Below are 15,926 nucleotides of genomic sequence, written 5' to 3'. Positions count from 1 at the left end.
GTTTTTCAGTGTCCTCAATGAAATAATGAGGAGGCTTGGCGCGACCCCGCGGAAAGCAAAGTGTATTCAGTCTGCGGTTTTTAGAAAGTAATTATAGATGTACAATCACTAACGTCGCATAAATTCTAACTGAATATTCTGTTTTCTGATATTCCCGTTTGAGAAGAAAAACGAAGACACGCGAACAGAGGTAGTAATCATCCATTTTTTTACTATAACCTTTGGCGAGGGCGACAGAAACGGTTAAACCTTTACGGGACAGCTCTTCCTGCTATTTTTCGAATCCAAATACGTGCTGGTTTCCAGGGTGCTGCTTTTAGCCACCGACTGATTTGTAAGTACGTCCGTGAACTATTTGTACTCAGCTGAGCCAGTACATGTAAACAGTAGACGATCATCGCGATGTACACTTGATTATGCACAGCTTGTTCGCTTTGTCCGTAGAACTTTTTGATGTTTAAATGTTGCTTCATCCACTTGAAAAACAGCTCGATTGCCCAGCGTGATTTATACAATTCAGCGATTTCATCTGCACTCAAGTCGAAGCGATTCGTTATGAGGTGTAACTCATTTCCTTTTGAATCCAACACTTTCAATTGTCTGAATTCATTACCTGCTCGACTTTGTGCTGTGCCCAAGGAAATCATTTCATCTGATAAAACGGTTGAATCTTTTGGAAGATCAAATTCCTCGATTTGATGAGTTACAGCGTTTTTCCGCAAGCGTGAAACGAAGAAGTAACCATCGTCGGTCATGCGGTCGAATCGCTCGTAATCCAAGTAGCCACGGTCAAAGACGTACATGCACTCTTTGTCGTCAACGAGTACTTCTAGCTGACCTCGATCATGTTCGATCGCATTCGTTAACACCGCTTTGTCTGGATAGGAACAACCCTTTTCTAAGTAAACAAGACGTAAATGAAGCTTAATGCCTGACTTTGTTTTGCGGAACTTAGCCCATTTATGATTGTTCAAATTCAGTGGCAACGTACTCGAGTCGATGATTTTCAGTGGTGTTGTCATTTTACGTCGCTTATCAAAATCCGTTTTCTCATGAATTTGCGCGACTAAATCTAGAAACACCTGCTGGAACACCTCTGTCGGTACTTGATTTAATCGACGTCCTAATTGTGAAAAGCTAATCGATTCCAAATTCGTTGCTTTTTGTAGGTCGTCTGAAAACAATGTATCACTGACAGCACGCAGACTTTCGGTTTCATTCAGCTGCGCAAACAGCAGTAATTTCAGGAATGAAGCGATGTGTAGCTTCTTTGTATAGTAATTTAATTGATGGGTTTCAACCAATTCTTCAAGTTTTGTGGAGGAAATCGGTGAAAACCATTGTTCAAATGATGTTTTTCGTGTAAACTTATCCATGCTTATGTCCTTTATGTTGGATTTGGATGGTTTACTACCGTCCAACCATTATAAAGGATTTTTTTGTGTATCATTAATATTACAGAAAATTCAGATTTCCGGAAGGCGTTGTATTATTTTAATGCGACGCTAGTGATGTACAATAACAATCATTAATCTTATAAGAGGGTGTAGCAATGTTTCATAGTTATGAAGAAGCATTAAATTGGATTCATTCTCGTTTGCGTTTTGGAATAAAGCCTGGGTTAACAAGAATGGAAATGATGATGGAGAAGTTAAACCATCCAGAAAAACAGATAAAAACAGTTCATATAGGTGGAACAAATGGAAAGGGATCTACTGTTACCTACTTAAGAAATATTCTTCAACAGGCAGGATTAACAGTTGGAACTTTTACATCTCCCTACATAGAACAATTCAATGAAAGAATCAGTGTGAACGGGAAACCAATTAGCGATGAAGAAATTTTATCATTAGCAAATAAATTGTTTCCGATCGTAGAAGAAATGGACAAAATGGAAATTGGCGGACCAACAGAATTTGAAATTATTACCGCAATGTCTTTCTATTATTTTGCTTACATGAATAAAATGGATATCGTTATTTATGAGGTAGGATTGGGAGGTCGATTTGATTCAACCAATATTATCTCGCCATTACTTTCTATTATTACAAGTATCGGTTTAGACCATACAGCAATTTTGGGAGACACTTATGCCCAAATTGCATTTGAGAAAGCTGGAATTATTAAAAAGAAAACACCGATTATTGCAGCAGTTAAACAAATAGATGCCCAAAATGTAATTGTAAAACAGGCAAATGAAATGGAAGCTCCTATCTATTTATTAGATAAGGATTTTACTATTGATGAATACTATTCAAAACCATCCTGTGAGTCTTTTGTGTTAAAGTCACCGCTCTTCCGATGGACAGATTTGCAAATAACTATGTTTGGTAAGCACCAAGTAGAAAATGCATCGTTGGCAGTTATCGGTGCACAATTATTGCGTGATATGTTCGAATCTATTAATGAAGATAGTATTCGAAAAGGATTATTTCAGTCTAAGTGGCCTGGTCGCTTTGAAATTATTTCAAAAAGTCCTTTTGTCGTAGTAGATGGTGCTCATAATGAAGAGGGAGTAGAAGCGTTAGTAGATGTCCTAGTCAAGCGCTATCCTGAAAAGAACATAAACATTATATTTGCTGCGCTTTCTGATAAAAAAACAGATAAAATGATTGCGAAATTGGATCAAGTTGCAACAACTATTACATTTGTGACATTTGATTATCCAAGAGCTTCTCCAAGCACTCTATTATATGAAGAAAGCAACCATCTATTGAAGGAGCAGAACGATAACTGGAAAGAAGCAATACTCAAGCAATTAGAAAGATTAGAAGAAGAAAATATGTTACTTATAACCGGTTCTTTATACTTTATTTCAGAAGTGAAGGCATTTTGGAAAAATTTCAAGAAATAATTATACCGCAAAAAAATATATAGATTATTAGAATAGAAAAGAGTAGAGTAGTATATATTTATCAGGTTTGAAATTTGGGAATTTTAAGAATATGGTAAAATATTCTCTTTAAAGAAATAATAGAAGGATAGAATTTGTTATTAGTCGACTAAAATATAAAATAATAAGCCAATTTGTATAAATGAAAGGGGAGAGAGAATGGCTAAACCAAGCGATAAAAAATTAATATGGATAGTTTGGACACTTGTTCTCTCTTTCGGTTTGTGGTTCTCTTATCATATGTATTCACCGCAAATTCGCGGAAATGAATGGGAAATTCTTGCCTTTTTATTATTTATGACAGTTGTTGCAAGTATGCCGATGATGATAAATGGTACCCCCGTATTTTTCTTACAATGGGCTACCCTATCTGTTTTTTTAATATTTGGATTATTTATCGAAATCATCCTCGTACAAATCGCGTTATTAGCAGTCCTATATCAAGCGAAATTAGATAAAAAGACACTCTTTCGCATGCCAATGAATTCGACCATGTTTTTCCTTGTTTCCTTTTTTAGTGGCGTTATTTACTATACGCTTGGTGGTCAAAATGGATTTAATTTAGCCTTCGATCTAAAATCTTTTGGATTAATAAGTATTTATCTCATATCTTATTTATTACTTAACACTTTATGTATCTTTTTTATTGATCGGTTCATATATAAAAGAAAGCAACCTTTTCTTACAAAAGATTTGGTCTGGGAAATATTCACCACAATTATCACCTATCCAGTTGGGATAGCGTTATATATTATGTATCAATATATTGGACCTGCTGCTCTGATTTTAATTGGTGTGCCATTTATCTCCATCTCTCTAATTTTAAAACTTTATCATTCCAGCCAGACGGCTAACGATTATTTAAAGAAAACGGCAGAAATTGGTCATCAACTTTCGCAAAATTTATATGTAAATGAAACGGTCGATTTTTTCATTGCCAAACTATATGAATTATTTAAAGTTGATTTTGTGTTTATTCATCAAGTAAATGCAAATAATCAATTAGAAATGATTTCTAGAGTAGAGCAACAAGAGAAGCTACCTGTGTTTACAGAGACGTTGCAAGAAAATGAAGGAATTAGCGGAACCGTTTTAGCCACAAAGAAAATATGCACCTACCATTCGGAGAAGGATTGGCAGAAAATAAATAAGGGGTATATGCCTGAAGGAATTCAAAGTGTATTATGTATGCCGCTTATTAAAAATAATAAAGTAATTGGTGTCCTATTACTTGGGAGCAAACAAAGGAAGGCATTTGCCGACATAAAATTAATGGTATTAGATTTATTATGTACCCAGTTTGCGATTGCTTTAGAAAATGCCAAATACTTTGAGCAGACGAAGGAAAATAGTGAAAGATGTGCTTTAACAAAGCTGTATAATTACCGCTATTTTGAAAAAATATTAAGTGAACAGTTTGTTGAATTGAATGAAAAGAAATTGGACAATCTTGCTCTAATCATGTTAGATATTGACCATTTTAAATCGGTAAATGATCAATATGGTCATCAGGCAGGAAATGAGATTTTAAAAGCTTTTGCCAAAAGGATTGAAAATCTCATTGGTGACCATGGAGTAGTTGCAAGATATGGCGGTGAAGAGTTTGTTATCTTATTAAGCAATATAGCGAAGAAAGAAGCGCTTGATTTTGCCGAATTTATCCGCAAGATGATTGCTTCTAGACCATTTGTTATTAAACAAACTATAGAAGATCGTAATCAAATAAAAAAGATAAGTATTACCGCATCGCTCGGATTAGCCTGTGCTCCTGAAGATGCCGATGAACCGTTAGCTTTAATTAGACATGCAGATAGAGCGTTATATGTAGGGGCGAAAAGAGCTGGGCGAAACCGAGTTGCTAGTTATGTGAAGTAAATGTTTTGAACTTCCTTAGGAAGTTCTTTTTTTATGGTTAAATTTAATCTTGACGCCTATAAGTTTTTTCCAATTCTTTTAATGATGGCATTTTTATGTTACATTGATTCATGAGAGCCTCTCCTTTTCGTAGTTTTCTAGTCAAACTCTACTTTACAAAAGGAAGCTCTCTTTTTTAATACTTAATTTTTTCCAGCTACCGCGCTTTCGCTTGGTGGCCTTTTTGTCTAGTTGGGGGACGAGTCCCCCAACTAGACAAAAAGGATATTTATTCTCCCACAAACATTTTACTCATACCGTTACCAATCTAATCGGTACTCTCTTCCACTTGGAACTTATAACAAATATGAAAAAGTATGTATCAAGGAAACGGAGACTAAAGAATTAGTTATTTATATACCTGATACTGGCGAAATTATTGCAAAACATTCAATTCCCGAAGGGAAAGGGATGTTAATAAAAGATAAAAAACATAGTAGGGATCGTACAAAAGGTGTTGGAGCATTCATTAATACAGTGGCTGAGAGATTTGAAGATAAGGAACTAGCCTTTAAATATTTAGAGAAGGTTAGGGAAAAAAATCCTCGTTACATTAAAGACCAGTTGCAAATCATCTTGCGCGAAACAAAAGGTATCGATAACGAAGTACTGACTAAAGCGTTAGCAGAGTGTTTAAAAAGGAAATTATACAGTGCAACTGATTTTGGCGATATCATTGCATATGTGAAACGTCAGCGCCAGGTACATGGAACAGTTATTGATAAAAAGAAAGAAGTTAAGACTTTGAACAGGCTATCAGAATGGGTTTTAGAAACAGAAGCATACAAAAGAAAAGTAGATACTTACACGGTTTTAATGGAGGTTGAATAGCGATGAGCCAAATCCAACAATTACAAGACATAATGAAAGGGTTAAGACTCGTTGAAACTGCCAAGCATCTCCCTCATTTGATCAGAGAAGCTGAGCAAAAAGACCTTTCATTTACTCAATTCCTGTTAGATGTCACTTCTTATGAGCAAACTCGAAGAGAAGAAAAGCAACTAAACAACCGATTAAAGTGGGCAACTTTTCCTTTCAGCAAAACACTTGAGGAGTTTAATTTAAAAGAACAAAAGTCTTTAAGCAACAAACAACTAAATAGATTAAAAGATTTAACTTGGATAGAACAGCTGTACAATTTAATTTTATTAGGGCCACCAGGTGTAGGTAAAACTCACCTGGCCGTAGGCCTAGGAATAGAGGCTATTAACCAAGGGTATAAAGCGATATTCACATCAATGGGAGATTTAATTCATAACCTGAAAACAGAAGAAATCACACGAAAGTCAAAGGCAAGAATGAAAAGAATTAGAGAGGCTGATTTAGTCATAATAGATGACTTAATGTTTATGGCAATGGATCAACAAGAAGCTAATATGTTCTTTCATTTAATTAATGACTTGTATAATCAGTCTTCCATTATCTTGACCTCTAATAAGGCACCAAAAGAATGGGGAGAATTATTGGGTGATCAAGCTATAACAACAGCAATTCTAGATAGAATTCTTCATCGAGTAGAAATCATTCATTTAAATGAAGATAGTTATCGTATGAAGCATCGTTCTACCATATTTGGGGAACAAAGTGTTTCAAAATAACGAGCAAAAATTGTTTCATTCTACTTGACGGTCACATTAGCCTAAATGTAGGTGTTTAAAAATTCGTTAATTCTTAGTAAGTGGCCATATAACATAAATAATCTAAATGGCGGTTGCACTATAAGGTGATTTTGTGTATAATGTATATATAGTATATATACATTATACTAAGTATGAAAGATAAAAAAAGAGGGATAAGCATGCAAATAATTATTTCGAACAGTTCAAAGGAGCCAATTTATGAACAAATTACCAATCAAATTAAATCGTCTATCTTAGCAGGGGAACTAAAGGAAGGAACAGCGCTGCCTTCCATACGCAACTTAGCTAAAGACTTGCAAATAAGTGTGATTACAACAAAACGAGCATATGAAGAATTAGAGAAAGCTGGTTTTATTTACTCGATTGTTGGTAAAGGATCGTTTGTAGCCGAGCAGAATTTAGATGTAATCAGAGAGAAGAAATTAAAGGTTATTGAAGAACAGCTAAGTGCTGTTATTGCCAATAGTAAAGAAATCGGCTTGCCATATGAGGATTTACTGCAGTTATTCAATATTTTGTATGAGGAGTGAGAAGGATGGAAAATGTGGTGGAGTTAAGGAATGCCACGAAGAAATTCAAGGGTTTTTCTGTTAATAATATAAATTTAGAAGTGAAAAAAGGCTTTATAACGGGTTTTATTGGCGAAAATGGAGCTGGGAAATCAACTACAATTAAGATGATGATGAATTTATTAAAACCAGATGCTGGCCAAGTGAAACTCTTTGGGTTGGATTATCAAACACATGAAAAGGCAATAAAGGAACGGATTGGCTTTGTATATGATGGTAATGTATTTTTTGAAGGGCTGAACTTAATCGATATAAAACGCATTGTGGGACCTGCATACAAACAATGGGATGATAAATTATTTTATCATTATGTAGAAAAATTTGAGTTACCACAAAAAAAGGCTATTAAGACTTTTTCAAAAGGAATGCAGATGAAAGCATCTTTAGCAATAGCTTTATCCCATCATGCCGAATTAATCATTATGGACGAACCTACAGCAGGCTTGGATCCTATCTTTAGGAGAGAACTGTTGAATCTGTTACAAGAGTTAATGGTCGATGGTAATCGAACTTTGTTTTTCTCCACTCATATTACAACTGATTTAGATCGTATTGCCGATTATATTGCCTTCATACAAAGAGGAGAATTGATTTTTAATCAATCAATACTAGATATCGCAGAGAACTATGCAGTTGTTAAGGGAGGACTAGATTTACTGGATAGAGACACAGAAAAAAGCTTTGTTCATCTAAATCGTGGTCCGACGGGGTTTGTGGCATTAACAGATAATCGAAAAGAAGTGGATCAGGTATTTGGTGATAGTGTTGTGATCGAACATGCGACATTAGAAGATATTATGTACTACACAAAAGGAGGAATGCAATATGTTTAATTTAATAAGACGTGATGCAATCCTTCAGAAAAGGCAACTCTTAGTATTTATCCCTTTTATCGTATTTTTTATTGTGATGAATATAGACTCTGTTTTCATTTTTCTCGTCGCTAGTATTTTTATCCCGTTTAATGCATATGCATATGATGAAAAAGCAGAGACAAATATATTATTAAATTCCTTACCTTATACACGAAAGGAAATCATTGCATCACGCTATATTGGAGCAGTTGTGTATATGTTAGCGTCTATTCTACTGACAAGTGCAGCCTTGTTTCTTTTTAATAAACCATTTACACTTACAGATATTGCCGTTGGGAGTGGTTTTTTCTTGCTGTTTGCTGCTTTCACCTTTCCATTGTTCTATATGCTTAAGCCTGGCTATATTACAACAGTTGTTATTATCAGTTTTCTTGTTTTATCAGCCATAGGGCCTAGAGTCGTTACCTTTCTAGCGGAACATTTAACCAGTATAACAGATTTTATTATCAATTTATCCCTTCCAACTTTATATACAGGAGCGACCATTTTTATTCTTGTTGTCTATTTAGCCTCATGGGGAGTTGCGACAGTGATTTACCAGCGAAAAGTGTTTTAATATAAAATTCTTCACTGCCAACAAAAGATGTAGGTACATCACTATAACAGACTGAAAAACTGGAGAAGCCACCAGTAAGTGAAAGAGAAGTTATCCATCAGTGGGGGAAACGAAAGTCTCCATTGATGGGAAATTTCTCTCTTTTTTTCAATATAGATTGCTCTATACATACATGCTGATGTTCTGCAAGGTTCCAAAACTTGTGGATTAGAAGCTTGAAAGGAAATTACGTTTTAATAACAATTGGCCCAAAGATCATTCTTAAAATAAGAATATTTTTTGGTAACAAATCCTTTTTTTAATGTAAATAAGTTACAAAGAGTAAGAACGGAAACCTTTTACTAAAAAAGTACTCCTGTTATAATACAAATAAAGATTCGATGTAATAACGAGAATAAGGGGGATACTAATGACTGGTAAAGTAGATACAAAGGAAGTGTGGACACGATTTATTCAAGAAGGATCTTTAGAACCAGCAAATTTAATTCCAGAGATTGAAGAATCTTGGCATCTTTGCCGGCAAAAAGGCTTAAACCCACATGATGGCATAACTGATTGTATCTTGACCCCAGAGGAATTCGAAGAAAGATTGGCAGAAAATGAATTATTAATTACTTTAGCTAAGCAAAATGTTAAGCGTTTACAAAAATTTTTACGAGGCTGGCGTTTTGTCATTATTTTAACAGATAAAGATGGGTACATATTATATAAAGAAGGGGAAAATTCTATTAGCATTGCAGCAGAAACGATCCGATTTAAAGAAGGAGCAAAATGGGGAGAAATAGAAGTGGGAACTAATGCAATTGGTCTCGCGGCAAGATATAAAAAACCCATGATGGTTAGAGGGTATGAACATTTTTCGAAAGCATCTCAACAATGGAATTGTTCTGCCGCGCCAATTTTTAACCAGCATAAAGAAATGATAGGAGTTTTGAATGTATCTAGTCTCTATCAATCTATTAACCAGCCATATGTGTTAGCATGTGTTAAGCTTATTGCTGATTCCATTTCACTAGATTGGAAAAAAAAGATGCACGAGGATATGGAGTTTTTGCTGCGAACAACTTTCCAAAGCAGTGGACAATACATTGTTTGTACCATTGATAAATACATTTGTGCCCTTCCAAAAAATCTTCAGCAAAAATATCAAAATTGGATTGGCAGTTCATTAAGTCGATTCGCGCAAGAGACTGGTGCAGTATCTGCCGTACATATTCCGATTATGCACCACCATCGACTCATTGGATATCGAATACCTCTCCGTGCGGAAACAGGCTTTGTTTGGAATGGAAGTAGAGGTTTAAGCAAAAGTTACAAACAAGTCCTGGAATCTATTAAAAATGTCGCACCCACGGATACTACGGTACATTTAGTAGGAGAAACTGGTGTTGGCAAAAAGTTTCTTGCTAGTTGTATTCATGAAAATAGCCCAATATCAACGGCCCCTTTTTATAAATTACACTGTTCGATGCTTACTAAGGATATTCTTCAAAGGTTTCTTTCTACAGATCTGCAGCGTTTGACTAAGAAAAGGCATCAAGTGGTCGAGGAAGCAACGATTTTTTTGGAAGAGATTGGAGAACTTTCGATTCCCTCCCAGCAAATGCTTTTAACCATCTTACAGGAAAAGGAAAGACAACATCACAAATCCTATCGTTTTATCACATCTTCCACGAAAGATATCCGTGATCTAGTGGAGCAAGGGATAATAGATCAAGATTTATTCTATTATATTTATGCCTATCCCATTTATCTTAGTCCTTTGCGTGAACGAAACGAAGATATAATTGCTCTGATTGATTACTATTGTGACAAGAACAATTGGCATCCAGAGTGGAGAATAAATTGGAAATTACTATTTTCAAAGGGACAATGGTATGGAAATGTGCGAGAATTATATAATACTCTAGATCGATGCAGAATTTTATATAAAGAGGATGCGCCAACTGAAGAACAGTTGTATGAGCAAGTAAGGATCGCAGAAAAACATATGCAAAAATCATACCATAGAAAGGATCCGAAGACTAAATTTGAAATTCAGGCAATTACAAACGCATTAAAAAAACACCATGGAAATGTGTCAGAAGCAACAAAAGAACTAAATATGTCTCGTGCGACTCTTTATAGAAAAATAAAAAAATATCAAATAAAAAATTTTTTATAAATGTTCACATTCTCAGTTTGGAAGATAGTGAGACAAAAATGAGACAAATTTATATGATTGGAGAATAAATAAGACAACCGAAATGGTGGTCTTGCACATTCTCCAATCTTTTTTTCGTTTAATAATAAATAGTTTTCTTCAAAGAAATTATTGCTTAAGAAAGTATGCGTATTTTTTAATAAAATGATGGTGAGAAAAGTGAGAAATAATGAGAAAATCTGTCTCGTTTCAATCGATAACAAAGGTTAGAAATGTTGATTTATCAGCGTTTTAAGCGCTTTCGAAAATAGAAAATATGTTGTATCATCGAAGTGTGTTAATACTGGAATATAGAATGGAGGAAAGAAAATGAAGAAAGAAACTGCTTATTGGGCCTATACGAAAATGAATGAAATTAGGAAGTTTGAAGATCAAGTTCATAAGATCTTTTCAACTGGGGCAATCCCAGGTTTTGTTCACTTATATGCAGGAGAAGAAGCGATTGCTGTAGGTGTATGTGCACATTTAACGAATAAAGATTATATAACGAGTACACATAGAGGTCATGGTCATTGTCTGGCTAAAGGCTGTGACTTAAATAGTATGATGGCAGAGATTTTTGGAAAAGAAACAGGGATATGCAAAGGCAAAGGAGGTTCTATGCATATTGCTGACCTTGACGTTGGCATGTTAGGGGCTAATGGCATTGTCGGTGGAGGATTTCCGCTTGCAGCTGGTGCGGCTTTAACAGCTTATGTAGAGGGAACAGACAACGTAACTGTCTGCTTTTCTGGAGATGGTTCCAATAATCATGGAACATTTCATGAAGCAATTAACATCGCTTCTATCTTAAAGCTGCCTGTTGTTTTTGTAGTAGAAAATAACGGTTTCGGGGAAGCCACTCCATATCATTATTCTACTTCCTGTAAACAAATTATTGATCGTGCACCTGGCTATAGTATTCCAGGAGTAAGAGTTGATGGAAAAGACTTAGTAGCTGTTTATAATGCTGCTAAAGATGCAGTGGAACGAGCTAGAAATGGAGAAGGTCCTACTCTTATTGAAGCGGTTACGTATCGAAATTATGGTCACTTTGAAGGAGATGCCCAAAAGTATAAATCGGAAACAGATCGTGAGAAGTGGCCAGTAGATGAAGACTGTATCGAAATCTTTAAATCGTATGCTTTTGCGAATGACTTGTTAACGGAAAAAGAAGTGGAACAGATTGAGAACGAAGTGGAAAAGGCAGTGGACAATGCAGTAGAATTTGCAAAAAATAGTAAACAGCCTGACCCATCCATGTTATTAGAAGATGTGTATGTCAACTACAAATAATAAAAGAATGAGGTGAAGGAAGAATGGGAAGAAAGATTACATTTTCACAAGCTATCAATGAAGCAATGGATATTGCTATGGAGAGAGATAATAAAGTTATCTTAATTGGAGAAGATGTTGCGGGTGGTGCAACTGTTGACCACTTACAAGACGAAGAAGCATGGGGCGGTGTTTTTGGTGTTACCAAGGGATTAGCAAATAAATATGGCCGTAAAAGAGTTATCGATATGCCGATTGCAGAAGCTGGATATATGGGAGCAGCTGTAGCATCAGCAGTTACTGGTTTACGTCCGATTTCAGAATTAATGTTTAACGACTTTATTGGAAGCTGTTTAGATGAAGTGCTTAATCAGGGAGCGAAAATGCGTTATATGTTTGGTGGAAAAGCAAGAGTGCCTTTAACTATTCGTACAAACCATGGCGCCGGTGCAAGTGCGGCCGCACAGCATTCCCAGACTTTATATGGTATGTTTACCGCTATTCCAGGTTTGAAGGTAGTTGTGCCATCTAATCCATATGATGCAAAAGGTTTATTACTTTCAGCAATTGAAGACGATGATTTAGTTGTATTCTTTGAAGATAAAACCCTGTATAGCATGAAAGGGGAAGTGCCGGAGGGATACTATACCATTCCGCTTGGAAAAGCAGAAGTGAAGAGAGCAGGTAGTGATCTTACCATTGTGGCAATTGGAAAAATGGTCCATGTTGCGATGGAAGCAGCAGATATTTTAGCAAGTAAAGGAGTGGAAGTGGAAGTAATCGATCCTCGTTCATTATCTCCACTTGAAGAAGAACCAATTTTGGAGTCTGTCGAAAAAACAGGAAGGCTAATTATTGTAGATGAAGCAAATCCACGCTGTAGTGTAGCAGCCGATATCGCAGCACTTGTCGCTAATAAAGGGTTTGATTATTTAGATGCTCCAATTAAAACAATAACGGCCCCACATACTCCAGTTCCATTTGCAACTAATTTAGAGCAATTATATATACCAAACGCAGAAAAAGTTATCAATACGGCATACGAATTAATTAATGAATTAACTTTAGCTCGATAAGTGGAGGTGAAAATATGTCAACTGCTATTGTGATGCCGAAATTAGGAATGACCATGAAAGAAGGAACCATTGTGGAGTGGTTAAAACAGCCTGGAGAATCCGTCTCGGAAGGAGAAGGTGTGGCTGTTATTAGCTCAGAAAAACTAACAAGTGAAGTAGAGGCGCCAACAGATGGAGTACTTCTTACAATCATTGAAGAAGTCGATAATGAAGTAGAAGTTGGAAAGCCAATTGGAATAATAGGTAATGAAAAGGAAGCGGAAAGTGAAAGTAGTCAAGATGTTAGGGAAGGAAAAGATGCAGCATTAGAGGAGAATGCGCCGGCGCGACAAGAGGCGGAAGTAAAAGGGAAAGATACAAATAAGCGAATTCGGATATCTCCTGCTGCAAGAAAACTTGCCCAACAACTGCGAGTGGATACACAAAATGTTAAAGGAACAGGACCAAATAATCGAATCACGCGAAGAGATATTCAAGCATTTGCTGACAAGCGTGGAGAAGAAAAAGTACCAACAAAACCAAAAGTGGAGCAAGAAACTAAAACTATTGTACAACCAGATGTACAAACAACAGGCGTAAAAAGCGAAAAGTTATCTGTTATGCGTCAAACCATTGCAAAACGAATGCAGCAAAGCCTGTTTACAACTGCACAATTAACATTGCATCGAAAAGCAGAAATTAATGCCCTGCTAGATTTTCAAAAGGATATTAAGAAACAAGTAATGGAAAGTGAACTTGATGTCCGATTAACTTTAACGGTGCTTATTGCAAGAGCCGTTACATTAAGCTTGCGTGATAAGTCCTTTATGAATACTCATTTAATTGATGACAAATTATATTTATTTGATGAGGTGCATTTAGGAATTGCCACATCTTTAGATGCCGGATTAGTCGTCCCGGTAGTAAAAAATGCAGAACGGCTTCCACTCGGGGAATTAGCAAAAGCTATATCGTCTGTAACGGAAAAAGCAAGAAATGGACAATTACCAGGAAATGAACTAACGGGATCAACTTTTACTATTTCTAATTTAGGCCAACAGGGAATTGAATATTTTACCCCAGTCCTAAATACCCCTGAAACAGGAATTCTTGGTGTAGGAACATTTATCGACGAATTAAAACTAGAAAATGGAACAGTAAAAACAGTGAAAAAATTACCTTTAAGCTTAACGTTTGATCACCAAGTGCTTGATGGAGCACCAGCAGGAGATTTCTTGAACCGAGTTGTTTATTATCTAGAACATCCATATTTACTAGTGTTATAGATAAAAAGAGTGTAAAAAGTAGATAGGCACGCAAATGAAAAATGATTGCAGCTCTATACCTGTTAGGAAGCAATAATTATTGAGTGTTTGAGAAAATTTAAGAAGCGGAGCAGTGCGATTTTTCTCTGTGATCGTGCTGCTAACTTAAAAGACAAATTCAATATGATTGCTTTGGTTCGAAGCATGGATACTAATTGTCGGCAATAGCTCACCATTTTTCTGTTGCCTCTCTGTAGAAGGAAGGGAATCAAGAATGAAAAAATATGATGTCGTAGTCCTAGGTGGAGGTACGGGAGGGTATGTAGCAGCAATACGTGCCTCTCAAAAAGGAAAGACAGTTGCAGTAATAGAAAAGGATAAGCTCGGTGGAACTTGTCTTCACCGTGGCTGTATTCCAAGTAAAGCATTATTGCGTACAGCAGAAGTATTTACTACATTTAAAAATGCTGCAAGCTTTGGGGTAGAAGTAAGTGGAAATATAGCGGTGAATTTTCCAAAAGCACAAAAAAGAAAAGAAATGATTGTGCGCCAATTAGAAGCTGGAATAAAAGGATTGATGGCGAAAGGGAAAATTGATGTCTATGAAGGGACCGGTTTCTTTCACTCTAATTCCATTTTAAAAATCACTGATCGAGCAGGAAAAGAAACAAGTATTGAAGCAAAAAATACAATTATTGCGACAGGTTCCAAACCAAGATCCTTGCCAGGCCTAACATTAGATGAAAAGCAAGTTCTTTCATCAGATGGGGCGCTGTCACTTAAAGAATTACCTAAAAGCATCATCATTATTGGTGGAGGGGTTATTGGCATGGAATGGGCCTCTTTACTTAATGATTTCGGTGTAAAAGTTACAGTTTTAGAATATAGTCCGCGAATTGTCCCGACAGAAGATGAGGACATTTCACAAGAATTACAAAAAATTTATACAAAGAAAAAAGTACAGATTGTAACCAATGCTTTAGTTGATGCAAAGAGTTGTAGATTAACAGAAAAAGGGGTGCAAATTAGCGCCGAAGTAAATGGAAAAAAAGACATCTTTTCCGCAGAAAAACTGCTTGTCTCCGTTGGAAGAAGTCCTGTAGTGGAGGGAATTGGTTTAGAAAATACCGCAATTAAACTGGAAAAAGGCGCAATCGTTGTAGATGAAAATTGTCGTACACATGATCATAAAATATTTGCAATTGGAGATTGTATCCCAACACTTCAATTAGCCCATGTTGCCATGCATGAGGGTATTCTCGCAGTGGATACAATTGTCGGGGAAGAAACATATTTGATTCCGTATGAACAAATACCCCGTTGTATTTATACCGCACCGGAAATTGCAAGTGTAGGGATATCTGAAGCAACAGCTAAAGAAAGAGGATATGAAGTCAAAGTTGGATATTTTCCGTTCCAAGCAATTGGAAAAGCACTTGTTCATGGAGAGAAAGAGGGGTTTACCAAGATAATTGCCGATAAGAATACAGATGACATTCTTGGGATAACGATTATTGGGCCACATGCTACAGATTTAATTGGCGAAGCTGCATTAGGTCAAATGCTCGAAGCAACTCCTTGGGAAATTGCCCATACCGTTCATGCCCATCCAACCTTATCAGAAGTATTAGGAGAAGCTGCTTTGGCAGTAGATGGTCTATCACTTCATATGTAATGACAATTGGCTAATTTGTACGATTTG

Annotated in this window: 13 protein-coding genes; 12 read left to right on the top strand and 1 reads right to left on the bottom strand. The window is 36.1% G+C overall.

Annotated features, from left to right (window positions below):
* Positions 1 to 251 precede the first annotated feature (251 nt).
* The gene (locus HHU08_RS16980; protein WP_100525935.1) at positions 252 to 1,376 is read right to left on the bottom strand and encodes an IS4 family transposase; all 1,125 of its coding nucleotides are present in this window, start codon (positions 1,374 to 1,376) and stop codon (positions 252 to 254) included.
* 176 nt (positions 1,377 to 1,552) lie between these two features.
* Between HHU08_RS16980 and HHU08_RS16975 the strand changes: the two genes are divergently transcribed.
* From HHU08_RS16975 to lpdA, 12 genes are all read left to right on the top strand, one after another.
* Positions 1,553 to 2,854 (top strand): bifunctional folylpolyglutamate synthase/dihydrofolate synthase, encoded by a 1,302-nt coding sequence (locus HHU08_RS16975; RefSeq protein ID WP_169188919.1) that lies wholly within the window; start codon positions 1,553 to 1,555, stop codon positions 2,852 to 2,854.
* A 198-nt stretch (positions 2,855 to 3,052) separates the two neighbouring features.
* Complete coding sequence (locus HHU08_RS16970; protein ID WP_169188918.1) at positions 3,053 to 4,768, top strand: sensor domain-containing diguanylate cyclase; 1,716 nt, start codon at positions 3,053 to 3,055, stop codon at positions 4,766 to 4,768.
* Positions 4,769 to 5,218: 450 nt separating this feature from the next.
* Positions 5,219 to 5,638 carry a hypothetical protein gene (locus HHU08_RS16965; RefSeq protein WP_205835636.1) on the top strand — a complete coding sequence of 140 codons (420 nt, stop codon included), beginning with the start codon at positions 5,219 to 5,221 and terminating at the stop codon, positions 5,636 to 5,638.
* Between the two features lie 2 nt (positions 5,639 to 5,640).
* Entirely contained in the window at positions 5,641 to 6,405 is a 765-nt protein-coding gene (gene istB / locus HHU08_RS16960) for an IS21-like element helper ATPase IstB (RefSeq protein WP_025909801.1), read from the top strand.
* Positions 6,406 to 6,605: 200 nt separating this feature from the next.
* Positions 6,606 to 6,977 (top strand): GntR family transcriptional regulator, encoded by a 372-nt coding sequence (locus HHU08_RS16955; RefSeq protein WP_047940229.1) that lies wholly within the window; start codon positions 6,606 to 6,608, stop codon positions 6,975 to 6,977.
* A gap of 5 nt (positions 6,978 to 6,982) precedes the next feature.
* Positions 6,983 to 7,849: an ABC transporter ATP-binding protein gene (locus HHU08_RS16950; protein ID WP_047940230.1), complete on the top strand. Its 867-nt coding sequence runs from the start codon at positions 6,983 to 6,985 to the stop codon at positions 7,847 to 7,849.
* Positions 7,842 to 8,447 carry an ABC-2 transporter permease gene (locus tag HHU08_RS16945; RefSeq protein WP_025908694.1) on the top strand — a complete coding sequence of 202 codons (606 nt, stop codon included), beginning with the start codon at positions 7,842 to 7,844 and terminating at the stop codon, positions 8,445 to 8,447. The genes HHU08_RS16950 and HHU08_RS16945 overlap by 8 nt, the downstream gene beginning before the upstream one ends.
* A gap of 409 nt (positions 8,448 to 8,856) precedes the next feature.
* Complete coding sequence (locus tag HHU08_RS16940) at positions 8,857 to 10,611, top strand: sigma-54-dependent Fis family transcriptional regulator (RefSeq protein ID WP_169188917.1); 1,755 nt, start codon at positions 8,857 to 8,859, stop codon at positions 10,609 to 10,611.
* A gap of 348 nt (positions 10,612 to 10,959) precedes the next feature.
* Positions 10,960 to 11,925: a thiamine pyrophosphate-dependent dehydrogenase E1 component subunit alpha gene (locus HHU08_RS16935; RefSeq protein ID WP_169188916.1), complete on the top strand. Its 966-nt coding sequence runs from the start codon at positions 10,960 to 10,962 to the stop codon at positions 11,923 to 11,925.
* A gap of 23 nt (positions 11,926 to 11,948) precedes the next feature.
* Complete coding sequence (locus HHU08_RS16930; RefSeq protein WP_169188915.1) at positions 11,949 to 12,980, top strand: alpha-ketoacid dehydrogenase subunit beta; 1,032 nt, start codon at positions 11,949 to 11,951, stop codon at positions 12,978 to 12,980.
* A gap of 14 nt (positions 12,981 to 12,994) precedes the next feature.
* Positions 12,995 to 14,245: a dihydrolipoamide acetyltransferase family protein gene (locus HHU08_RS16925; protein WP_169188914.1), complete on the top strand. Its 1,251-nt coding sequence runs from the start codon at positions 12,995 to 12,997 to the stop codon at positions 14,243 to 14,245.
* 253 nt (positions 14,246 to 14,498) lie between these two features.
* Positions 14,499 to 15,899 carry a dihydrolipoyl dehydrogenase gene (lpdA, locus tag HHU08_RS16920; protein WP_169188913.1) on the top strand — a complete coding sequence of 467 codons (1,401 nt, stop codon included), beginning with the start codon at positions 14,499 to 14,501 and terminating at the stop codon, positions 15,897 to 15,899.
* Positions 15,900 to 15,926 lie beyond the last annotated feature (27 nt).

Origin of the sequence: Niallia alba (assembly GCF_012933555.1) — a bacterium.
Classification (GTDB): Bacteria; Bacillota; Bacilli; order Bacillales; family Cytobacillaceae; genus Niallia; species Niallia alba.
The sequence above is the reverse complement of the archived record's forward strand: the minus strand, read 5'-3'. Positions and strand labels throughout refer to the sequence as shown.